This is a genomic window from Delftia tsuruhatensis NBRC 16741, from assembly GCF_001571325.1.
GTDB classification, from domain to species: domain Bacteria; phylum Pseudomonadota; class Gammaproteobacteria; order Burkholderiales; family Burkholderiaceae_C; genus Comamonas; species Comamonas tsuruhatensis.
Window position 1 is genome coordinate 74,901 of record NZ_BCTO01000019.1, and the last position, 21,074, is coordinate 95,974.

The window sequence follows — 21,074 nt, forward strand, 5'->3', positions numbered from 1 at the left end:
CCCTTTCGCACACCATGACCGATACCGCCGCCACCTCTGCCGCTTCCTCCACCCCGTCCGCGCTGCGCCTGCCTGCCGTGGACAAGGTGCTGCTGAGCGCCGACATGCTCGCGCTGCGCGAGCGCCACGGCCTTGATGCCTGCACCCAGGCCGTGCGCGAGACACTGGCACAGATGCGGGCCGATGCGCAGCAGCGGCTGCGGTCCGGCGAGCCCGATGCAGGCGCGCCCGGCATCACTGAGGTGATCCAGGCGGCCGGCCTGCGCCTGGCGCGGCGCTTTGCACCCCGTCTGCGCACGGTCTTCAACCTCACGGGCACGGTGCTGCACACCAACCTGGGCCGCGCCCTGCTGCCGCAGGAGGCCGTGGACGCCGTGGTGGCCGCCATGACGGCGCCGGCCAACCTGGAGTACGACCTGGAGGACGGCGGCCGTGGCGACCGCGACGACCTGATCGAATCCCTGGTCTGCGAACTCACGGGCGCCGAGGCCTGCACCGTGGTCAACAACAACGCCGCCGCCGTGCTGCTGACCCTGGCCACGCTGGCGGGCGGGCGCGAGGTCATCGTCTCGCGCGGCGAGCTGGTGGAGATCGGCGGGGCCTTCCGCATCCCCGACGTGATGACGCGCGCGGGCGCCACCCTGGTCGAGGTGGGCACCACCAACCGCACCCATGCGCGCGACTACGAAGGCGCTGTCGGCGAACACACCGGCCTGCTCATGAAGGTGCATTGCAGCAACTACGCCATCACCGGCTTCACCAAGGCCGTGAGCGACGCCGAGGTGGCAGCCATTGCCCATGCGCACGGCCTGCAGATGGTGGTGGACCTGGGCAGCGGCACCCTGCTCGATCTGCGCGAATGGGGCCTGCCCTACGAGGTCACGGTGCGCGAGACCATCGAGTCGGGCGCCGACATCGTCACCTTCAGTGGCGACAAGCTGCTGGGCGGTCCGCAGGCCGGCCTGATCGTGGGCCGCAAGGACCTGATCGCCCGCATCAAGAAACACCCGCTCAAGCGCGCGCTGCGCGTGAGCAAGCTCACCCTGGCCGCGCTGGAGCCCACGCTGCGCCTGTACCTGCACCCAGAAAAGCTGGCCGAGCGCCTGACCACGCTGCGCCTGTTCACGCGCCCCCAGGCCGACATGCAGGCCCGCGCGCAGGCGCTGCAGCCGCTGGTGCAGCAGGCGCTGGGCAGCCGCTATGTGGTGGAAACCGCCGAGATGAACAGCCAGATCGGCAGCGGCGCCCTGCCCGTGGAGAACCTGCCCAGCTGGGGCCTGCGACTGCATCCGGCCGACGGTCGCCAGGCCGGCCGCCAGCTCACCCGGCTTGAAGCGGGCCTGCGCGGCCTGCCCCGCCCCGTCATCGGCCGGCTGCATGACGACGCGCTGTGGCTGGACCTGCGCTGCCTGGAGGCAGCCGACGAGCCGGCCTTCACCGAACAGCTGCCGCTGCTGCACATCGCCTGAGGACGAACGCATGATCATTGGCACCGCCGGCCACATCGACCACGGCAAGACCACCCTGGTGCGCGCGCTCACGGGCGTGGACACCGACCGCCTCAAGGAAGAGAAGGCGCGCGGCATCTCCATCGAGCTGGGCTATGCCTACACGCCGCTGCCCAATGGCGAGGTACTGGGCATCATCGACGTGCCCGGCCACGAAAAATTCGTGCACACCATGGCCGCAGGCGCCGTGGGCATAGACCACGCCCTGCTGGTGGTGGCGGCCGACGACGGCGTCATGCCGCAGACGCGCGAGCACCTGGACATCCTGCAGCTGCTGGGCGTGCGCGAAGCCACCGTGGCCCTGACCAAGGCCGACCGCGCCACGCCCGAGCGCCTGCAGCAGGTGCGTGCCGAGATCGAGTCCCTGCTGGCGCCCACGGCGCTGGCCGGCGCCCCGGTCTTTCCCACCGCCGCCGCCCAGCCCGGTGACGCGGGCGTGGCGCAGCTGCGCGAGCACCTCATGGCGCGCGCCCAGTCCATTCCCGCGCGGGCCAGCGACGGACTGTTCCGCCTGGCCGTGGACCGCAGCTTCACGCTGCCGGGCCAGGGCACCGTGGTCACGGGCACCGTGTTCGGCGGGCAGGTGAAAGTCGGCGACACGCTGGTGCACTCGGCCTCGGGCACCGAGGTGCGCGTGCGCAGCCTGCATGCCCAGAACCAGGCCAGCGAGCGGGGCCTGGCCGGACAGCGCTGCGCGCTCAACCTGCCGGGCATTGCCAAGGAAGCCATCACGCGCGGCGACTGGATCGCCGACGCACGGCTGCTGCAGGCCAGCGACCGGATCGACGTGCGCCTGCAACTGCTGGCCGATGCGCCATCACTGGCCCAATGGACGCCTGTGCATGTGCACATCGGTACGGCGCGCTGCACGGCCCACGTGGCCCTGCTGCAGGACCAGCCGCTGGGTCCCGGCGAGCAGGCCATCGTCCAACTGGTGCTGGACATGCCCGTACATGCCCAACCCGGCGACCGGCTCATCGTGCGCAATGCCCAGGCCAACCGTACGATTGCGGGCGGCAGCGTCATCGACCCCTTTGCTCCCGCACGCAAGCGCCGCAGCCCCGAGCGCACGGCCTATCTGCAGGCGCTGGAATCGCTGATTGCCACCGGGGACGCCAGCGCGCTGGTGCAAGGCGCGGCGCACGGCATTGCCACGTCGCAGCTCATGCGCCTGACAGGCCGCGCATCCGTGGCCACGGACAACGTGGGGCACCGGCTGCACCGACTTCCACTGGCCGAGGGCGACACGCTGTTGCTGGGTGACGCACGCTGGACGCAGCTGCGCGGCCAGGTGCTGGACAGCATGGCGCGCTTTCACGAAAAAAACCCCGACGAGCCCGGTGTGAACGCGGCACGCCTGCGCCGCATGGCACTGTCCGGCCTGGTCCATGCAGGACATGACGCGCTGTGGAAAGGCCTGCTGCAAACGCTGCTGCAGGATGGCAGCCTGGCCGCCAGCGGCGCCTGGCTGCACCTGCCCGGCCACAGCGTGCAACTGTCGGACAGCGAAACACAGATCGCCCAGAAACTGCTGCCGGCCATCGAAGCCGGCCGCTACGACCCGCCCTGGGTGCGCGACCTGGCACGCGACAACGCCATCGGCGAGGAAACCGTGCGCCAGCTGCTGCGCAAGCTCGCGCGCCAGGGACTGCTGTTTCAGGTGACCAAGGACCTGTTCTACTCCGCCGCCCGCACGGACGAACTCGCCGCCCTGGTGCGCGAACTGGCCGCCGCCACCCCCAACGGCGAAATCCAGGCCCACGCCTTTCGCGATGCCACAGGCCTGGGCCGCAAGCGCGCCATCCAGATCCTCGAATTCTTCGACCGCATCGGCTACACCCGCCGCCTGCGCGACGCCCACCTGCTGCGCCCCGATGTGCAGTGGACCACTGGCGGAAATTCGCTCACCCCACCCAAAAGCTGAGCCATAACGCTCCCATGGGACCGCTACAATAGCCGGTTTTGGGCATAGCACCTGCAATGGCGCGGCCCAACCCAGGGACGCCGAGCAAGAGCCGCCTCGCGGCGGGGGCGCCTAGCCGATGGCGTCGTCCCCCTCCCTCGCGCAGCGAGTAGAGAGGGGGAAGCGGCGCCAGCCGCTCAGGGGGTGCCTAACATCCTGGAAAGCATACGCACCCGGTGGTGCGCCCGGGCTTCAAACCCGGTCAGGGGCGTCAGCCGCTCCTGGGTAGGTTCGACTCCTGCTGCTTTCCGCCAATCCCCCCGACTCTGATCCCAGCCAGGTTCCGGCTATTGCAAGGGCACGACGATGGCCACGCGGCGGTTCTCCGCCGCATCGCTGGGCACCACGGGCATGGCGCGGCCCAGGCCCTTGACCTCGATATCCTGGCGCGCCAGGCCGGCTTCGGCAAGCACATCGGCCACGGCTTCGGCGCGGCGCAGCGACAGGCGCATGTTGTAGGCATCGCTGCCGCGATCGTCCGTATGGCCTTCCACGCGCAGCCGCTCTATGCCCACGCCCTTGAGCGCCCGCCCCAGTTCCAGCACCTTGGTGCGCGCCTGGGCGCCGACTTCGGCCGAGTCAAAGCCGAACAGCAGCTTGCCCGACATCTGCAGCTCCCAGCCCTGCTCCGCCTGTGCAAAGCCCTGGCTGCGCAGCACTTGCTGCTGCTGCTCGGTCAGGCCCTGCGGCGTAGGCGGCGCCTCGGGCGCCGCCTTGCAGCCCGCCAGCGCAAGGGCCAGCACAGCGGCCGCACCTGCGCCGCACATCCGGGTCCAGCTCCGTCGTTTCAACATGTCATCCTCCTGTGACTCGTTCGGCCTGGCGCATGGCCTTGGCCTGGTACATGGCCTGGTCGGCATGGCGCATCAGCGTCTCCATGCTCTGGCCATGCTTGGGAAAAAGGGCCACGCCCGCACTGACCGAAGGCTGCAGCACCACGCCTTCGCTGACCACCAAAGGCTCATGCATGGCGGCCTCTATCTTGTCCCGCACCATCTGCGCATCGCCGCCCCCGCCCACGGGATAGAGCAGGATGGCGAACTCATCGCCGCCCAGCCGCGCGACCAGATCGCTCTCGCGCACCTGCGAGCGCAGTCTTGCGCCTACGGCCTTGAGCAGCACATCGCCCACGGCATGGCCGTACGCGTCGTTGACCTGCTTGAAGCGGTCGTTGTCCAGAAACAGCACGGCCAGCTTCTGCCCGGTTTCGGCCGCGTTGTCCAGCGCCTGCTGCAGGCGCTGCTCGAAATGCAGGCGGTTGGCCAGCCCCGTGAGGCTGTCTCGCGAAGCCTGGCGCTCCAGGGCCGAATTTTGCTGCTGCAGCCGCTCGTGGCGTGTCTGCAGCTCGGCCAGCAGGGCATTGAAGTTGTCTCCCAACTCGCGCAGTTCGGCAATGCGCGCCAGCGGCACGCGCTGGTCCATGGACCGGTCATGGCGCACGGCGTGCGCCACGCGCGCCAACTGCTGCAGCGGTTCGGCAATGTCGCGCAGCATGCGGCGCGATTGGCGCAGCCCCACATAGCCGCTCACGCCCACGCACAGCACCAGCACGATGAAGCCTGCGCCCAGAAAGCGGACCAGGCCCACGCCATCGCTGGACAGCTGCACGCTCCCGACCAGGCGGCCATCCTGGCGCACATCGGCCTCGGCGCGCGGCAGGCCTATGCCTATGGCCAGCAGTTCACCCACGCTGGACAGCGCCGAGCCGCCATGGCCCGACCACTGCACGAACGGGCGCTGCTCGGCATCGAAAACCTCGGCATGGGCCACGCCTTCGCCGCGCAGCAATTGGTCCAGCACGCGGGCAGCCTCGTCACGGTCACCGAAGACCAGCGATGCCTCGACCGTATAGGCCAGCGAACGTGCCACCAGATGCAGGTTGTTGGACAGGTAAAGACGCAGGGTGGCCACGCCGACGATGAGCAGCAGCGCGCCCGCCAGCGCAATGGCCACCGCCGCCATGCGCATGTGCGCGCGGCGGATCACGTTGCGCAGGGAGGCGCTGCCGGACAGGAACAACTTCATGGCAACGTCCTGTGGCGCGCAAGCTGCAGCACCTTGGGATTGACGCGCAGGCCGCTGCGTGCCACGGAGTCGAGGCTGACCTCGAAGCCCGCGCCCTCGCCACGGCGGCGCAGGCAGAACATGGCGCCGATGCGGCACAGCTCGCCCCGCTCGCTGATGGTCAGCAGCGGCCGTCCGGCCAGTTGCTCCATGAGCTTGCGCCAGGCCGCTTCATCGAGCTGGCCGGCATAGATGCCTTCGCATTCGGCCAGGATGCGCGCATCGGAAAGCACGACGCGCCGGACTTCCAGCCGCTGGCTGCCCACGGTCTGCGGGGCACCATTGAGCAGGTCATCGGCATATTCGGTGGAGCCCACCACGCACAGCCGCAGCACCGCGCTTTCCGTGGGCCAGCGCGTGTAGCCCAGGATGCCTAAGACTGTGCGTGTCACGCCCAGCTCATGCTCGTCGGCCGATGGTTCGGCGTGCGCCTGCCCCACCAGCCCCACCCAACCCGTTTGCAGCGCCAGCAGGCACACGGCCACCCAGGCCCAGGCTGGCGGCAGGCCCTTGATCCTGCCACCCATGCACCACCTGCGGGATGGGAGAAGTGAGCGCTGCGAGCGCTGTGAGCGATTTATGCGAACAGCCAACCAAGGCTCCTTGAACGGGAAATCCATGCATTGCACCACGACGGCGCATCGAAGCATTTTTTCACATATCGCCCGCCTCGGAGCACCCGGAGTGTCGCGCTGGGTCATCATCCTTTCTTAGTCGCTGCGGCACATCAAGGCGCCGCGGCAGGCAGGCGGTAGTGATAGGCGTAGAGCGGATGAAAGCCCAGGCTTTCATACAGCCCGCGCGCCACCCGGTTGGGAGCCCTCACCTGCAGCTCGGCCCATTGCGCCCCCTGCGTCCGTCCCCAGTGCAGCAGGCCGCACACCAGCGCACGGCCCAGCCCCCGCCCGCGCATTGCAGGTGCGATGACGATGTCATACAGGCCCACGCAGCCGCGCTCCAGCACGGCCAGGCCGAACCCGGCCACCTCGCCCCCGACGCGCAGCGTGGCAAAGGCGGCGGGCCAGGCAATGGACTGCAGCATGTGGTGATGCGCCTGCCTGTGCCGGGGCGGCACGGCGCTGGCCTCGGCAAAGCCTTGCAGCCAGGCCGCACCGGGCCGGGCATCCATGGCGAGGGTCCAGCCTTTTCCGTCCGCCGGCTGCGCCATGTCCGCCAAGGCTGCGCGCATCACGAGCGAAGGATCGGCCAGCAGGTAGCCGGCCTGCGCCAGCTGGGCATCGGCCTCGGGGCTGGCCAGGGGCGAGAGGCGGAAGACGGGCGGCAGGCCCTGGCGTTGGTAGAAGGCTTCGATCTGCGCCAGCAAGGCGCCAAGGCGGGCGCCGGGCTGATGGGCATTGGCCGAGTTGGCCCGCTTGGTATGGCCCTGCGCGGCGCGCAGCAGCCAGTCTCCGCAGAGCACGGTGCGCTGGGCCGGCCAGGCGTTGAAGCCGCGCTGCTCCACGCCGACCACCGTCTCGGGATCGCAGTCCACGGATGCGCGGTCATGAGCGAAAGACTTGGACATGCCCGCTTGTACCATGGCCGCCCGCCGTGCCCGCCCATAATATGGCGCGCCGCCTCGCTGGCGGCAGGCACACTTTTTCCACTACTGCGATCGCCCCCGTTCGCCGGATTGCTCCATGACCACAGACACCTCCCAAGCTCCCCGACTCACCTCGCTGTCCCATGGCGGCGGCTGCGGCTGCAAGATCGCGCCGGGCCTGCTGGCGGAGCTGATCGGCAAGAGCGCGCTGCCCAAGCAGTTCTTCCCGGACCTGCTGGTGGGCACGGAGACCGCCGACGACGCCGCCGTCTACCGCATCAACGACGAGCAGGCCATCGTGGCGACCACGGATTTCTTCATGCCCATCGTGGACGATCCGTATGACTTCGGCCGCATCGCCGCAACGAATGCGCTGTCCGACATCTACGCCATGGGCGGCCAGCCGCTGATGGCCCTGGCCATCGTGGGCATGCCCATCAATGTGCTGCCGCACGACACCATTGCCAAGATCTTGGAAGGCGGCGAATCGGTCTGCCGCGATGCCGGCATTCCGCTGGCCGGCGGCCACTCCATCGACTCGGTCGAGCCCATCTACGGCCTGGTCGGCATCGGCATCGTCAACCCCCGCCAGATGAAGCGCAATGCCGACGCCCGGGCCGGCGACGTGCTGATCCTGGGCAAGCCGCTGGGCGTGGGCATTCTGTCGGCCGCGCTCAAGAAGAACCTGCTGGACGAAGCCGGCTACCGCGCCATGGTGGAGGCAACCACCTTGCTCAACCGCCCCGGCACGGCGCTGGGCAAGATGGACGGCGTGCACGCGCTGACCGATGTGACGGGCTTCGGCCTGCTGGGCCACGGCCTGGAACTGGCACGCGGCGCGGGCCTGACGGCGCGCATCGACAGCCGCAGCCTGCCCGTGCTGCCCACGGTGCAGGGCTTTGCCGAGCAGGGCGTCATTACGGGCGCCTCGGGCCGCAACTGGGCCTCATATGGCACGCAGGTGGTGCTGGGCGCCGGCATCACCGATGCCCAGCGCGCGCTGCTGACCGATCCGCAGACCTCGGGCGGCCTGCTCGTATCGTGCACGCCCGATGTGGCGGACCAGGTGCTTGCGCTGTTTGCCGAACAGGGCTTTGGCGATGCAGCCATCGTCGGCCGCATGGAAGCGGGCCAGGCCCGCGTCGTGGTGGACTGAGCCAGGCAACCAGTCAAGCGAAACGGGGACCTGGGCCCCCGTTTGCATTGCATGCCTGATGCAGCCCCTTCAGGCGGGCACTGCATCACGCCGGACAGCGGATGTCACTCGCTCACGGTCTGCGTCTTGTAGGCCGGGCTGGCCTGGATGGCGCTGTCGGTGAACGGCAGCTTGAGCCACTGGCGCGCACCGTAGGCCTTGGTGTAGTCCGCATAGTGGGCCGAGGCAGGATCGTCCGACAGCGAGAAGGTCAGGAAGGTATGGGCCTCCACTCCGGCCGCCGGGAAGCTCACCACCTGCATGTAGCTGTTGCCGTGCGGCTGCCCGTCCATGCTGTAGCCGCCCTGCTCTATCTTGTTTTCCGAGCAGGTGATGGTGAAGTAGCCCACCTCGCCGCATCCGCCATACAGCGCCGTCTTCTCTCCGCCACGCTGCGAGAACAGCACGGTGCCACGCGCCGCATCCATGGCAAAGCCGCTGGCCTGCACGGCCTTCACTGCTTCGGCGAACGCCTTTTGCAGCGCCGCCTTGGCCGTGGGCTTGATGCCGCGCGGCGTGTTGACGGGGTCGGCCGCATCGAAGGGCACGGCATACAGGTCGGCCGATTTGATCTGGCTGGCCACGCGCTTCCAGAACTCGTCCCAGACATGGGAGCCCCTGGATGCCGCCGTGCCCGTGCCGTCCCAGGCCTGCAGCGCCGTGCAGGCAGCCGATACGTCCACCGTTTCACCCGCCGAGGACACGGGGCCTGGACAGACCTGGGCCAATGCCTCGTCCTTGAAACGCGCGCTGTACACACGGCTGTCCAGCACCATCTGGCGAACGATGTCGCTGGTGGCCAGCTTGCCCGGATAGCCGTCCGTGCCCGCCAGCCGCTGCAGCGCCATGGTGTGGCCCAGGCGCGTGCGCAGGCTCTGGGCAGAAGAGGTGGAGCCGAAGATGGCCGGATAGCCGGTCAGCGGTGCCGAGGCATTGGACAGCCAGTAGCTGTCGTTCATGTTGCCCACGTAGTCGCCACGCAGCAGGCTGGGCATGCGTGCCGGGCCGATGGCGCCGGCCTGCACCGAATCCGCATCCGAGCCCCAGTCGCACTGGCTGCTGCCGCCGGCCAGCACCGGCACCTGGGGCAGCGCCGCGTTGATGGCCGCCGAGGCCGGCGTGGCGCAGGCCTGCAGCTGCGCGGGCGGCACGTTGGGCACGGCGCCTATGTCGGCATACCAGACCTGGGCGTTGCCGCGTCCCGCAGCGACGGTGTTGACCCAGGGAATGGCCGACTCCTCCTTCTGGATGCGGATGAACTCGTCCAGCGACTTGGCCTGGTTCCAGCGCAGCCAGTTGCGGAAGGTGCGGTAGTTGTAGGCGTTGATGTCGCGGATGGCGAACACGCTCTGCGTGGTCCAGCCCAGCGCCGGGTCCATGGCGCCCAGGTTGACCACGGGGCCGTGCACGGTCTTGTACAGCGTGCGCGTGACCTGGTCCTGCCCGCCGGAGGCATTGCGCACGCTCACGGTGATCCTGCTGGCCTGCATGGCCTCGGTCTTGCCGTCGCGCACATAGCGGGTCGGATCATTGGGGGCCAGCTGGTACATGAACAGGCCGAAGCGCCGCGCCGTGGACACGGTGTGGCTCCAGGCCACGTCGTTGTTGAAGCCGATCAGCACCATCGGGATACCCAGGAAGCTGGCGCCACTGACGTCGATCTCGCCCGGAATCGTGAGCTGCGATTGGTAGAAGCGGTCCGGCCCCTTCCAGTACCAGTGCGGATTGCCGAACAGCACGCTGCTGCCGCCCGTGGCCTGCTGGCCGAAGCCGTACATGTTGCTGCCTATGCCCGTGGTGCCGCCCACCTGCAATGATGGCGCCACCACCTGGCCCGGCTTGAGCGCGGCCAGCTGCGTCGCGGCCGACCGGCCCTTCGCCGGCTTGGCCGAGGCCGTTGCCGCCGCAGCCGCTGCAGGTGGCACGGCATTGGCGATCTGGGCCACGAAATTGCTGTAGCCGCCGGCAAGATTGGCCGTATACATGCGCCGCCAGATGTCCTGGGCCGTGATGGCCTGCACCCAAGGCTGGCCCGCGCAGGCCGCATTGGTCTTGGCCCCGGCCGGGGTCTCGCGCACCACGCGGTTGTAGCCTGCCACGAAGCCATCGACCAGTTGCTTGAGCTTGTCGGGCTGGGCCTGGATCATGGCGGCCACGGCGTCATCGGAGACGACATGGCGGAAGAAGAAGTCCGAATCGATGTTGCGCGGCCGGTCGATGGTGCTGTCATAGACGGCCTGGGCATCGCCGCCGAAGTGGCGCGAACGCTCCCCGCGGTAGGTCAGGAAGGAGTCGGCCATGGTGCACAGGTTGTCCTGCGCCTGGGCATAGCCCGCACCATAGCCCAGGCCCGTCCAGTCCTTGGCCTTGATGTGCGGAATGCCCATCTCCGTGCGGCGGATCTCCGCGCTGTACTTGCTGCCGGAGCCGTCTCCCGAACCGCCGCAGGCCGCCAAGGCGGCCAGGGCTATCAATGACAAGGGTTTCCATCCACTGCGAAGCGCTGGGTGCATGCTTTGTCTCCTGGTGTTATGCGTACACAAAGGCCCCGGTCTGCCACGGGGCCCGCATCAGCATAGGAGCGAGGCAATGCACTGCCTACCCGGCAGTTTCACTAGGAAATGTCTGATGCCCGACAGTCGATGCGGACAGCCACCCGGCTCTCCATCGGCCGGCACGGGCAGAAGACTCAGGCGGCAGATTCAGCCAGCTGGCTCAGCGCCGCCGTCATGCGCCGGTCGATCTTGCGGCTGAGCACCACCGAGGTATAGGTCTGCTGTATGCCGTCGATCAGGCCTATGCGGTCCAGCAGCGCGTCGAGCTTTTCGTTGCTCTCGCAGCGCACGAACACCATGTAGTCGTACTGGCCGCTGACGGCGGAGACCTCCTCGACTTCGGTGAAACGGTTGAGCGCCTGCATCACCGAAGTGGCCGTCTTGGGCTGCACGCGAATGCCGCAGTACGCACGCACCGCAGACTGCTCCACGCGCGCACCCAGGCGAACGCCGTATCCGGCGATCACGCCTTCCTGCTCCAGCCGGGCAATGCGGGCCACCACCGTCGTGCGCGCCAGATTCATCTGCCGGGCCAGATGCGCGGTGGAAGCCCGCGCATTGGTCTGCAGCAGGCGCAGCAGTTGGCGGTCGGTTTCATCAAGACGGTATTCCATGCAGCTCCCTGGACGTCAACGGCAAGAGCCAATGGCTGCGGCTCGGACGTGTTCAACATTTCGGCAGATATATCCACCAATCCGGCAATTCTATGCGCTGCAAATCGTCGCTTTCATCAACAAGATCCTCGTTTCATCCGAAACCGCCGCATCTGGAGTGCTTCCCCATCCCGCATCGCCCAGCAGCGACGGCACATGGGCACCACCAGGCAAGAGTAATGGCTATCAGAAACAAAAGTAACAAATTACAAATCCCCCGACACACCCCGATGCTCCGCCGCTGCATGTCACCCGGCTGGGATCTCGCATAAATACTTAGCATGCATCCCATCCTTCCTTTGGCGACGCTGCTCCGCGGGCAGGGCTGCCGCCTGCGGCCGTATTGGCCGGGCTCGATGGAACACGGCAAACCGCTTGGGAAGGCGCAGCACGCATGATGGATCAGTACTTGCAAATACATGCATTTCCGCTAGATTGGCCCCGCAGGCGTAAATTTTGTGAACTCAAGTTACCCCGCATCCGTCGGCTTCCGACGCATGGCCTGCCCGCAGTTACGCGGCTTGCCGCAGCACGCCAAAGGAGGGTTTTCCGATTTTCCGCTGCCCGCCGGACCGCTCGTTCCCCATGACAAGGGCATGCCCGGCATGCCCGACGAACGCGCGCAGTGTCCGGTGCCTCCATTCAGTCTCCACAGGGGAGACATATGTCATATCGCGCCGTATCTGGAGATCCGTGGATTTCACAAGCTGCAACGCCCTGGCGGGACAGCTTTGTGCTGGGCGGGGTGCTGTTTCTGTGCTCGGCCGTGGCGCTGGGCCTGCGCTCTCCGGGGCATCTGTCATCTCTGTGGCTGTCCAACGCCCTGCTCCTGGGCTGGATGCTGCGCAGCCCCGCCTACAGCCATAGACACTGCTGGACGGCGGCCGCCGTGGCCATGGCGTTGGCCGAATGGTTGTCGGGCAGCCCGCTTGACCAGACCCTGTGGCTGACTTTCGCCGATCTGGCAGCCGTGGCCTGCGGCTGGGTGATGATGCGGCGCCTGCCGCTGCGGGTGCGGCAGATGCGCTCCCCCTCATCGGTGCTGCACCTGGTGATGTGCAGCCTGCTTGTGAGCGTGGTCGGCGCCGTGCTGGGCTCGGTGGGCATGCACCAGCTGATGCATTGGCCCTGGCAGCCCATGATGGCCATGTGGTTCAGCAGCGAGCTGATGCACATGACCCTGTTGCTGCCCGTTCTGTTGAGCTTTCCCGCAAGCCTGGAGCCGCTGTCCTGGCGTGGCCAGCCGTTCAGGCAGATCGTGCAGGCCCTGCTGCCGCTGTTGGCCCTGGTGATCTCCGAGGCCATTGCCATCTACCTGGGCGGGCCGGGCGCGCTGTCCCTGAGCATGCCGGCCATGCTGCTGTGTGCCATGCGCTACCGGCTGTTCGTGGTCGCCCTGCTCAACCTCGCCAGCTGTGCCATCAAGCTGGCCACGTTTTCAGATGTACTGCTCACCTCGCCCAGTTCCGAACTGGAGACCACGTTCTCGTTCCGCCTGGGCCTGGCCATGCTGTCCATAGGCCCGCTGGCCGTGGCCTGCACGCTCATGGCCTTCAAGGACATGCTCAGCAAACTGCGCCATGCAGTGAACCACGATGCGCTGACTGGCCTGCTGGCACGCACCAGCTTTCTGGAGCGCGCTCAGCGCACGCTGGAGCGCCTGCAGCGCGAGCACCAGTCGGGCGCCATGCTGATGCTGGACCTGGATCACTTCAAGCACACCAACGACCGCCACGGCCATGCCGCTGGCGACCGGGTGCTGCAGGAAGTCTCGGCCCGCCTGTCGCAGGCGCTGCGCCCGCATGAACTCATAGGCCGCCTGGGCGGCGAGGAATTTGCCGTGCTGCTGCCTGGCGCCGACTGCACCACGGCCAGCGCCGTGGCCCAGCGGCTGTGCGAAGCCACGCGCGAAATCCGCATCGAGACAAGCGATGGCGCAACCATCTGCCCCACGCTGAGCATTGGCATCGCCTGCACGAACATGGCCCAGCCTCCGCTGGGTTTGAGCGCCTTGCTGCGCACGGCCGACACGGCGCTGTACCAGGCCAAGGCCAGCGGCCGGGACCGGTATTTCGTGGCGGGCGAGCGGCCGGGCGAGGCCGGTACACCGGCCTTTGCCTGCGAGCATTCCGGGGGCGCCAAGGCGGCCTGACACCAGGCGCCGCCTCGGCGTTTTGCCCGCGCTCAGCGCAGGCGGCGGGCGCCGTTTCCTTCGTCGAGCTTGAAGCCCGCCACGGCCTGGGCCAGCTGCAAGGCCTGTTGCTGCAGCGATTGCGCAGCCGCCGTGACCTCTTCCACCAGGGCGGCGTTCTGCTGCGTGACCTGGTCCATCTGTCCAATGGCGCTACCCACCTCGGCAATGCCACGGCTTTGCTCCTGGCTGGCATTGCTGATCTCGGCCACCAGCGTACTGAGCTTGCGCACGCCGTCCACGGCCTGGTCGATGGTGGTGCCCGCATTGCGCACCAGCCGGCTGCCCGTGTCGATCTGGCCCACGGAATCGTCGATCAGCGCCTTGATCTCCCGCGCCGCCGTGGCGCTGCGCTGGGCCAGCGTGCGCACCTCGCTGGCGACCACCGCAAAGCCACGGCCCTGCTCGCCGGCACGGGCCGCTTCGACGGCAGCATTGAGCGCGAGGATGTTGGTCTGGAAGGCGATGGAGTCGATCACGCCGATGATGCTTTCGATCTTGCGTGCCGACGCCTCGATGCCACCCATGGTCTGCACCACCTGGCCCACGGCCTCACCGCCCTGCGTGGCGATCTGCGAGGCGCTGGTGGCCAGCTCGCTGGCCTGGCGGGCATTGGCCGCGTTTTGCTGCACGGTTGCCGTGATCTGCTCCATGGCGGCTGCCGTCTGCTCCAGCGAGCTGGCCTGCTGCTCGGTGCGTGACGACAGGTCCTGGTTGCCGCCCGCGATCTCGGCCGACGCCATGCGCACCGATTCCGACGATTCGCGAATGCGCAGCAGCACCGTGGCGATCTTGTCCACGAACTGATTGAAGGACTGGCCGATCTGCGCCAGTTCGTCCCGGCCTGCCGCCGTGAGGCGGCGGGTCAGATCGCCCTCGCCGGAAGCAATGTCCTGCAATGCATCGCGTGCCACGGCCAGGCGCATGAGCATCCGGCGCAGCACCACGGTCAACAGCACGGCCGTACCCAGCACGGAAAGCGCGGTGATGAAGGCGGCCACCTGCAGCAGCGCGCTTACGGAATGCGTGGCCTGTGCGCGGTCGATCACCACGGCCAGCGTCCAGGGCGTGCCCTCCACCTTGGCGGCATAGACCATCTGCGGCTCTCCATCGAGCACCAGGTCGGCACGTCCGCCCTGCTCGGCCAGGCGCTTGATCAGGGCCGCATCGAGCTCCGGTGCAATCGCCGAAGCGGGCTTGAGCGCCAGCTCGGGCCTGGCGTAGGCCAGCAGACGGCCTTCGCCGTCCATCAGAAAGGCGAAGCTCTTTTCCTGGGGGCGTATGGCCGCCACTTTCCTGGACATGGCCGCCAGCCGCACATCGGTGCCGACGACGGCCGTGATCGCGCCCGAGGCCCCGACCGGATCGACAAAGCTGATCGTCAGCTCACCCGTGCTGGCGTCCACGTAGGCTGGCGTGACGCCCGGACGGCCTTCCCGCACGGCCTGCTTGAACCAGTCGCGCTGGGTGCCGTCGTAGTTCTCCGGCATGGGATGGGTGAACACGGCACGCTTGTCCGCATGCACGAAGTAGGCGTCATCGAAGCCGCCGGCCTGCTGGCCTGCCAGCAGGAAAGGAATCGGGTCCGGCTGTTGCACCGCCGTTTTCAGCGAGCCGGTGATGCGCTGCTTGTCCTGGACCCAGTCGGTCAATGCGGCTGCATGGGCCTGCGTGAGCTGGCCGATGTTTTCGTCGATGCCGGACAGCGTGCTGCCGCGCGCCGTCCAGAAGGTGGCCATGGACAGCGCGAACAGCGCGGCCACTGTGATTGCCACGCAGATGAGGATCAGGCGGGCACGAAGTGTTTGAAACATGATGCGTAGTAAAGGCAAAAACGAGGGCTGTGGATGCCCACCGAGCCTATCCGAGACACACCGGCCGCCAGAGCTCAAAGAGTGCGTACTTGCCCTTGCAATTGCACGCTTCCTGGCTGCAGGTGATCCGCTGCCCCCTTCGAGCAAGCAGCGCTTTGCTCGCAACGCCATCGGGGCCTGAGTCGTCAGGTTTTTGCAAGTTATCGTCACATCCTGGACGGATGCATGCTATAGTGTCAATTTGTAACACAGACATTTCCCGCCCTGCAGGCGGGATCTTTTTGTCGCAAACGCCAGTGCCTTGCACCAGGGTCCTGCCGTTTGCGCCGCGCACCCTGTGTTTTTCCCTCCCTCATATTTTTGGGGTGCACCATGCGGCCTTTTCTTGCCCTTCCTGGACTGCCATGGATCCATGAAGGCCCCTGACCAGGATCGGCAGGGAGCAGGATACAAAATGTTTCATCTTGATGCAAAGATGCCGATAAGCAGGCAGACCTGTCATTCAAGGGGAGAGAAACATGAAGCGATGCATCATCAAAGTGGCCGGCGCCTGCTACACGGCCCTGTTTCCCAGCACCTGCGCAGCGGTGGCAGATGCGATGACCCGGTTTCCATACGCCACAAAAATCAGCGTCAGACTCGCCTAGACTCAGGCAACATGGGAACCTGTTCTCAAACAGGCTCTCTGACAATACGCCTGTCGTCATCCGGGTGTTGCGCGGCAGTGTAGGCTCACTTTGCCAAAAGCTCTCCCGGATTCCTTTATATTGGCAGATCAACATTCATTGATATACATGACCACAGACTACAAGACACTGCTGCAGCAGAAAGCCCAGCTCGAAGCCCAGATCGCCGAAGTGCTCAAGACCGAAAAGTCCGGAGCCATTGCCCAGGTGCGCACCATCATCGACCAATACGGATTGACCGAGGCCGATGTCTTTCCCTCGTCCAAAGCCAAGACTGGCGCTGGTTTCCGCGTGGTCGGCGTTCCCAAGTACCGCGATCCCGCCACCGGTGCGACCTGGACCGGCCGCGGCAAGCAGCCCCGCTGGATTGAAGGCAAGGACCGCACTCCCTTCGCCATATGAGATGCGGCCTGCCACGCCCTCCGGCAGCCACTAAGCTGCGACAGAGCCCGCCAAGTGCGGGCTTTTTGTTGCCAGAAGCAAGGGGTTAACCCTATTGCCCAGAAGTTACAAATTCTTCAATGTAGTGCCGATGCGTGAGCCGAAAGGTGCCTGCATGTTTCGGTACCCAAGCAATCACAACAAGGGAAACAGCAGGTATCGCACAGGGAACTGTCCTACACCTGCACTCTCCAAAATCATGATGCCCATGTCATTGCAGCACCCGCAAGCCATGGGCATCCCGTCACGCAACGGCAAGGCCCCAACGGCCACTGGAGCAATCCGCCACCACCACGAACCATTTTCCAGCCGAGCCAGGGAGACTATCTCCTCCCTCCCCTCTCACTGACTTACCCTGGCAGGCCCGCAAGGGCCACGGCTTTTCTCTGCAACAGGACCGCCCCCGGCGGTCCTTTTTTTCTGCACGCGCTATCGCAGGGCTGGCACAGCGTTGCCAACCTTGAATACGGCCACCATGCCCGACAGGCGCTGCGCCTGGTCGCTCAGTGCGGCCGCTGCCGCTGCGGACTCCTCCACCAGGGCAGCGTTTTGCTGCGTCATCTGGTCCAGATGGCTGACGGCCTGGTTGACCTGGCCAATGCCGTCGCGCTGCTCGGTGGAAGACGCCGTGATCTCGCCAATCATGTCCGAGACCTTGCGCACGCTGCCCACGATGTCATCCATCACCTGGCCGGCCTGGGCGACCTGGGCAGAGCCTTCCTGCGCGGCATCGACCGAGGTGCTGATCAGCCCCTTGATCTCCTTGGCGGCCTCTGCGCTGCGATGGGCCAGGGCCCGCACTTCGCCAGCCACGACAGCGAAGCCACGGCCCTGCTCACCCGCGCGGGCCGCTTCCACGGCGGCATTGAGCGCGAGGATGTTGGTCTGGAAAGCAATGGAGTCGATCACGCCGATGATGTCGGAGATGCGGCGTGCGCTGTCGCTGATGCGGTCCATGCTGGCCACCACATGGCCCACCACGGCGCCCCCGCGCTCGGCCGCCTGGGCGGCGCTGCCGGCCAGGTGATTGGCCTGGCGCGCGGTGTCGGCGGCCTGGCCCACGGTCGCGGTCAGTTGCTCCATGCTGGCGGCCGTTTCCTCCAGGTTCGACGCCGTCTGCTCGGTGCGCGAAGACAGGTTGTGATTCCCGGCGGCAATCTCGGTGGATGCAGTGGAGATCGAGTGCACGCTGTCACGCACCTCCGTCACCAGGCCACGCAGCCGTGCCGCCATGCCCGAGACCGAGCGCAGCAGATGACCGAATTCGTCCTTGCGGCTGTCCTCGGCCGACACGGTAAGGTCGCCCTGCGCAATGGCATCGGTCAGTTGCACGGCTCGCTCCAGCGGACGCGTGATGGCACGCGTCAGCACGAAGGCCAGCGCCAGTCCAGCCAGGAGCACCACGCCCTGGACAATCCAGGCCAGCACACTGGCCTGTTGGCGCGCGGCCTGGGCCTGCTCCATGGCCGCATCGCGCTGGCTGCGCTGCAGCTGCACGAAGACTTCCAGCGAGTCCACATAGCGGCCGATGGCACCCAGGTACTGTTGCTGGACGAACTCGCGGAACGCCGCGGCATCGCCCGTCAACTTGATCTCGCGGGCCCGCTTGTTCAGCGCCAGCACCTCGGCACGGATGCTGGCGATGCGCTCCAGCGCAGCCTTGTCGGCCTCGCTGGCACCCTTGACGATCTCGGCCTGCAGCTTGGTGATCAGGCCAGAGCCCTCCTTGACCCGGCCGTCGAGCAGGCGCGTCAATTCCTCATCGGTGGAGGCATTGCTGGCCAGCACCCGCTCGCCCGTGGTTTCCGTTGCGCCCTTCCATTGAATGGCCAGACCGATGCGGTTCTCATATTCGGACAGCGTCTGCATGCCCTGGTCCATGGCGCGGGCCGCCGCAAACTGTGCCCACAGCGATACCGCAAGCATCATCGCCAACAAGCCGCCCAGCGTGCCCCAAAGCTTGGCGGACACGCTCCATTGATCAAATTTCATTCGTAGAACTCTCGTCGGAAAAACTGAACAGAGGAAAGGTGAAACAACAGGCCACGCGCACTAGCGCCGGCCGTCTTCCGGTGAAAAGCCCCGCCATATCGACATGGCCCATCAATCCGGAAAAGATGACTTGCTTTTTCGTCAGAAATACCGGGAACTTGAGGCTGCGCGCGGGCAGACCCGATATCACCCGCTGTGCACAACGCGGAACAGTGCATATGCAGTGGCAAGCGCCGGTGACATCGGATGCAAAATGCAATGACGCTTGCGGCTGCCGCGCCATTGAATGCCTGGGCTTGGAAGCTGCCAGCCGCCGTCTTTCGCACCTGCAAGTGCATAACACGCTGTGGATGTGTCACTCGATACCGATCGCCTCTATGTACTGATTGCGCCACTGAGCATTTTGCTGCTCAGCTGCACGCTGGCCGTGTGCTGGCTGGTGCAGCGTCGCCAGCGCTATCTGCTGTGGATTGCCGGCGGCTATGCCCTGGTTTCCCTGGCGCTTGCATGGCAGAGCATTGCCCCCCGCGAACAACTCCACCATTGGGCCGTGTACACAGGCGCCATGTACCTGTTTGGCACCTGGTGCTTTGCGCGCTGCATGGCGGGGCGTTACGGGGTCTCGGCCCATCCCGTGCTGGGTTTGCTCATAGGTGCGGTGGTTCTGGCCGCGCTGTACTACTACAGCCGGATCCAGGTCGATCTGTGGGTACGCGTGCATTGGCTCAACACAGGCCTGGGCCTGCTGCAGTTGCTGCCGGCGCCCGCCATGCTGCGGCGCCGGCCACCGCAGGATTGGCTGGAGAGAATGCTCTACTGGTCCTACGTGGTGTTTGCCGGCTACACCGCCGCCCGGCCGCTGCTGGTGCTGGCCCTGGGCAGCACCGACCTCAATGAGATTGCTCGCTCCACCTACTGGCTGGTGACTCTGGTCAGCACGCTGTCGTTTGCTCTGCTGTTCACCCTGATGCTGCTGGCCTGCACGGTGCGCGATGTCTTCACCGCGCTGCGCCAGGAGCGCAACCACGACTCGCTGACCAACCTGCTCAACCGTCGCGCCTTCCAGGAGGCCGCCGAGCTGCGCCTGGCCGATTCGCACATGGCGCCGGTTTCCGTGCTGATCGGCGACATAGACCACTTCAAGCGCATCAACGACAGCTGGGGCCATGACTGTGGCGACCGCGTTCTGCAGGCCGTGGCCAGGACCTTGCAGCAGCATGTGCGCAGCGACGATCTGGTCTCACGCTTTGGCGGCGAGGAATTCGTGCTGCTGCTGATGCGCACCACGCCCGAGGAGGCCGAGCGCGTGGCCGAGCGCATACGCGCTCAGCTCAGCGCGGACGGCTATGTGCTGGCAGCCGGCCAGCGGATCACCATCAGCTTCGGCATCGCCCCCGTGGCCGCCAACACCGCCCTGACCGATGCGCTGACGCGCGCCGACGCCCTGCTCTACTCCGCCAAGCAGGCAGGCCGTGACCGTGTGCACGTGGCCGCGGACCCCGGCCGCAAGCTGCCCCAGACCACCTGAGACAGGAAGCAAGGAACGCCTTGCTCGCGCTTCCGCCCGTCAAAACTCGCTGAAAAGAAAAGAAAAGCCCGCCAGGGAGTGGCGGGCTTGTTCGTCATCAAGGCAGCGTGGGCGCCTTACTTTTTCGCATCCTTCAGGGCTTCCTTCACATCGCCCAGCTTTTTCTGAGCCGTGCCTTCGACCTGCTTGGCAATGCCCTTGGCCTGCTGTTCGGGGCTGTCGATCAACTCGCCAGCCTTTTGCTGCACCTTGCCTGCGGCATCCTTGAGCGTGCCCTTGATCTGATCCGTGTTCATAGCTGCGTCCTTTGCTGCAAGAGCTTCTAAAAAAGGGATGGATCCTTGCAGACCCGACGCAACGATAAGCGCGCCCCGCAAGGACAAGCGCCAGCGCTCGGCAACGATGAGCGTGGTCTCAGGCCTACAGCCTCATCTCTTCCCCGGAGCGCGGCCTGCCGCCATGCCTGTTTCGGAGCGCAGGCGTTTCAGTGCCTCGTCCACCACCGCTTCCTTGTGCGCCTCGAACAGGCCTGCCGCAGCGTCCTTGTGCTCTTGCAGCAACTGGCACAGGCGCGAAATTTCCTCTCTCAATCCCGCCGCACCCTGCTCGATCTCGGCCTGGTCGGCATCGCCGGCTTCGTCCAATTCGAAGCTGCGCCGTATGCGCGCAACGATTTCTGCATTCATGGAACGGTGGCCGGCCTTTGCCGCTTCCGAGATGCGATCACGCATGCCATCCGGAAAACGGACGATGAAGCGCTCCTGGGTTTCGCTGGGAAAGGGTTTGCGTTGCATTGCGCGATGGTACCTGCCGGATGCAAATTCAGATTCATGCCTAGTTGACATGATTCCAAGTTGGCATAAAACTCGAAACGACCCGCCCGGGGGCTGTGCAAGCCCACATCCACGCCCTCGAACCACCAGCCCTGAATCCAGGACACA

At 66.4% G+C, this 21,074-nt stretch carries 16 protein-coding genes and 1 tRNA gene; 7 read left to right on the forward strand and 10 right to left on the reverse strand.

Annotated elements, in window-relative coordinates:
• Positions 1-14 precede the first annotated feature (14 nt).
• The 3 genes from selA (at position 15) to DTS01S_RS08335 (ending at position 3,725) form a co-directional block, all read left to right on the forward strand.
• Positions 15-1,469, forward strand: coding sequence for an L-seryl-tRNA(Sec) selenium transferase (selA, locus tag DTS01S_RS08325; RefSeq protein ID WP_017407790.1), 1,455 nt, complete (start codon positions 15-17; stop codon positions 1,467-1,469).
• A 10-nt stretch (positions 1,470-1,479) separates the two neighbouring features.
• Positions 1,480-3,432, forward strand: a complete 1,953-nt coding sequence (gene selB, locus DTS01S_RS08330) for a selenocysteine-specific translation elongation factor (RefSeq protein WP_017407789.1) — start codon at positions 1,480-1,482, stop codon at positions 3,430-3,432.
• A gap of 197 nt (positions 3,433-3,629) precedes the next feature.
• Positions 3,630-3,725 (forward strand) — tRNA-Sec (locus DTS01S_RS08335).
• A 33-nt stretch (positions 3,726-3,758) separates the two neighbouring features.
• On the opposite strand, the gene DTS01S_RS08340 is transcribed toward DTS01S_RS08335, so the two are convergent.
• From DTS01S_RS08340 to DTS01S_RS08355, 4 genes are all read right to left on the reverse strand, one after another.
• Entirely contained in the window at positions 3,759-4,265 is a 507-nt protein-coding gene (locus tag DTS01S_RS08340; RefSeq protein ID WP_016446849.1) for an OmpA family protein, read from the reverse strand.
• Position 4,266: 1 nt separating this feature from the next.
• Positions 4,267-5,496, reverse strand: coding sequence for a diguanylate cyclase domain-containing protein (locus tag DTS01S_RS08345; protein WP_016446848.1), 1,230 nt, complete (start codon positions 5,494-5,496; stop codon positions 4,267-4,269).
• Positions 5,493-6,062 carry a YfiR family protein gene (locus DTS01S_RS08350; protein WP_016446847.1) on the reverse strand — a complete coding sequence of 190 codons (570 nt, stop codon included), beginning with the start codon at positions 6,060-6,062 and terminating at the stop codon, positions 5,493-5,495. Before DTS01S_RS08350 ends, DTS01S_RS08345 begins: the two co-directional genes overlap by 4 nt.
• Before the next feature lie 200 nt (positions 6,063-6,262).
• Positions 6,263-7,075, reverse strand: a complete 813-nt coding sequence (locus tag DTS01S_RS08355; RefSeq protein ID WP_026062343.1) for a GNAT family N-acetyltransferase — start codon at positions 7,073-7,075, stop codon at positions 6,263-6,265.
• Between the two features lie 100 nt (positions 7,076-7,175).
• Here DTS01S_RS08355 and selD point away from each other — a divergent pair, with 100 nt between their 5' ends.
• Positions 7,176-8,234, forward strand: a complete 1,059-nt coding sequence (selD, locus tag DTS01S_RS08360) for a selenide, water dikinase SelD (protein WP_017405217.1) — start codon at positions 7,176-7,178, stop codon at positions 8,232-8,234.
• Positions 8,235-8,338: 104 nt separating this feature from the next.
• On the opposite strand, the gene DTS01S_RS08365 is transcribed toward selD, so the two are convergent.
• Both DTS01S_RS08365 and DTS01S_RS08370 read right to left on the reverse strand, forming a co-directional pair.
• Positions 8,339-10,786, reverse strand: a complete 2,448-nt coding sequence (locus tag DTS01S_RS08365; protein ID WP_016446844.1) for a penicillin acylase family protein — start codon at positions 10,784-10,786, stop codon at positions 8,339-8,341.
• A gap of 176 nt (positions 10,787-10,962) precedes the next feature.
• Entirely contained in the window at positions 10,963-11,442 is a 480-nt protein-coding gene (locus tag DTS01S_RS08370) for an Lrp/AsnC family transcriptional regulator (RefSeq protein ID WP_016446843.1), read from the reverse strand.
• Between the two features lie 703 nt (positions 11,443-12,145).
• On the opposite strand from DTS01S_RS08370, the gene DTS01S_RS08375 reads away from it, so the two are divergent.
• A complete protein-coding gene (locus DTS01S_RS08375; protein WP_026062344.1) occupies positions 12,146-13,633 on the forward strand; it encodes a GGDEF domain-containing protein in 1,488 nt (495 codons plus the stop codon).
• Positions 13,634-13,665: 32 nt separating this feature from the next.
• Here the strand turns inward: DTS01S_RS08375 and DTS01S_RS08380 are convergent, their stop codons facing one another.
• On the reverse strand, positions 13,666-15,486 hold the full coding sequence (locus DTS01S_RS08380) for a methyl-accepting chemotaxis protein (protein ID WP_017405220.1): 1,821 nt from the start codon (positions 15,484-15,486) through the stop codon (positions 13,666-13,668).
• A 794-nt stretch (positions 15,487-16,280) separates the two neighbouring features.
• Here DTS01S_RS08380 and DTS01S_RS08385 point away from each other — a divergent pair.
• Positions 16,281-16,574: an H-NS histone family protein gene (locus tag DTS01S_RS08385; protein WP_016446839.1), complete on the forward strand. Its 294-nt coding sequence runs from the start codon at positions 16,281-16,283 to the stop codon at positions 16,572-16,574.
• A 468-nt stretch (positions 16,575-17,042) separates the two neighbouring features.
• On the opposite strand, the gene DTS01S_RS08390 is transcribed toward DTS01S_RS08385, so the two are convergent.
• On the reverse strand, positions 17,043-18,605 hold the full coding sequence (locus DTS01S_RS08390; RefSeq protein WP_016446838.1) for a methyl-accepting chemotaxis protein: 1,563 nt from the start codon (positions 18,603-18,605) through the stop codon (positions 17,043-17,045).
• A gap of 352 nt (positions 18,606-18,957) precedes the next feature.
• Between DTS01S_RS08390 and DTS01S_RS08395 the strand changes: the two genes are divergently transcribed.
• Complete coding sequence (locus tag DTS01S_RS08395; protein ID WP_254787910.1) at positions 18,958-20,133, forward strand: GGDEF domain-containing protein; 1,176 nt, start codon at positions 18,958-18,960, stop codon at positions 20,131-20,133.
• Between the two features lie 116 nt (positions 20,134-20,249).
• On the opposite strand, the gene DTS01S_RS08400 is transcribed toward DTS01S_RS08395, so the two are convergent.
• On the reverse strand, positions 20,250-20,429 hold the full coding sequence (locus DTS01S_RS08400; RefSeq protein WP_016446836.1) for a CsbD family protein: 180 nt from the start codon (positions 20,427-20,429) through the stop codon (positions 20,250-20,252).
• A 132-nt stretch (positions 20,430-20,561) separates the two neighbouring features.
• On the reverse strand, positions 20,562-20,978 hold the full coding sequence (locus DTS01S_RS08405; RefSeq protein ID WP_237426644.1) for an Arc family DNA-binding protein: 417 nt from the start codon (positions 20,976-20,978) through the stop codon (positions 20,562-20,564).
• Between the last annotated feature and the right edge of the window lie 96 nt (positions 20,979-21,074).

Excerpts from the sequence above, each read along its gene's own strand:
- DTS01S_RS08375 (WP_026062344.1), top strand. The coding sequence starts at position 12,146 with ATGTCATATCGCGCCGTATCTGGAGATCCGTGGATTTCACAAGCTGCA.
- DTS01S_RS08390 (WP_016446838.1), bottom strand. The coding sequence starts at position 18,605 with ATGAAATTTGATCAATGGAGCGTGTCCGCCAAGCTTTGGGGCACGCTG.
- selA (WP_017407790.1), top strand. The coding sequence starts at position 15 with ATGACCGATACCGCCGCCACCTCTGCCGCTTCCTCCACCCCGTCCGCG.
- DTS01S_RS08405 (WP_237426644.1), bottom strand. The coding sequence starts at position 20,978 with ATGTCAACTAGGCATGAATCTGAATTTGCATCCGGCAGGTACCATCGC.
- DTS01S_RS08370 (WP_016446843.1), bottom strand. The coding sequence starts at position 11,442 with ATGGAATACCGTCTTGATGAAACCGACCGCCAACTGCTGCGCCTGCTG.
- DTS01S_RS08380 (WP_017405220.1), bottom strand. The coding sequence starts at position 15,486 with ATGTTTCAAACACTTCGTGCCCGCCTGATCCTCATCTGCGTGGCAATC.
- DTS01S_RS08355 (WP_026062343.1), bottom strand. The coding sequence starts at position 7,075 with ATGGTACAAGCGGGCATGTCCAAGTCTTTCGCTCATGACCGCGCATCC.
- DTS01S_RS08385 (WP_016446839.1), top strand. The coding sequence starts at position 16,281 with ATGACCACAGACTACAAGACACTGCTGCAGCAGAAAGCCCAGCTCGAA.
- selB (WP_017407789.1), top strand. The coding sequence starts at position 1,480 with ATGATCATTGGCACCGCCGGCCACATCGACCACGGCAAGACCACCCTG.
- DTS01S_RS08340 (WP_016446849.1), bottom strand. The coding sequence starts at position 4,265 with ATGTTGAAACGACGGAGCTGGACCCGGATGTGCGGCGCAGGTGCGGCC.
- DTS01S_RS08345 (WP_016446848.1), bottom strand. The coding sequence starts at position 5,496 with ATGAAGTTGTTCCTGTCCGGCAGCGCCTCCCTGCGCAACGTGATCCGC.
- DTS01S_RS08400 (WP_016446836.1), bottom strand. The coding sequence starts at position 20,429 with ATGAACACGGATCAGATCAAGGGCACGCTCAAGGATGCCGCAGGCAAG.
- DTS01S_RS08365 (WP_016446844.1), bottom strand. The coding sequence starts at position 10,786 with ATGCACCCAGCGCTTCGCAGTGGATGGAAACCCTTGTCATTGATAGCC.
- DTS01S_RS08350 (WP_016446847.1), bottom strand. The coding sequence starts at position 6,062 with ATGGGTGGCAGGATCAAGGGCCTGCCGCCAGCCTGGGCCTGGGTGGCC.
- selD (WP_017405217.1), top strand. The coding sequence starts at position 7,176 with ATGACCACAGACACCTCCCAAGCTCCCCGACTCACCTCGCTGTCCCAT.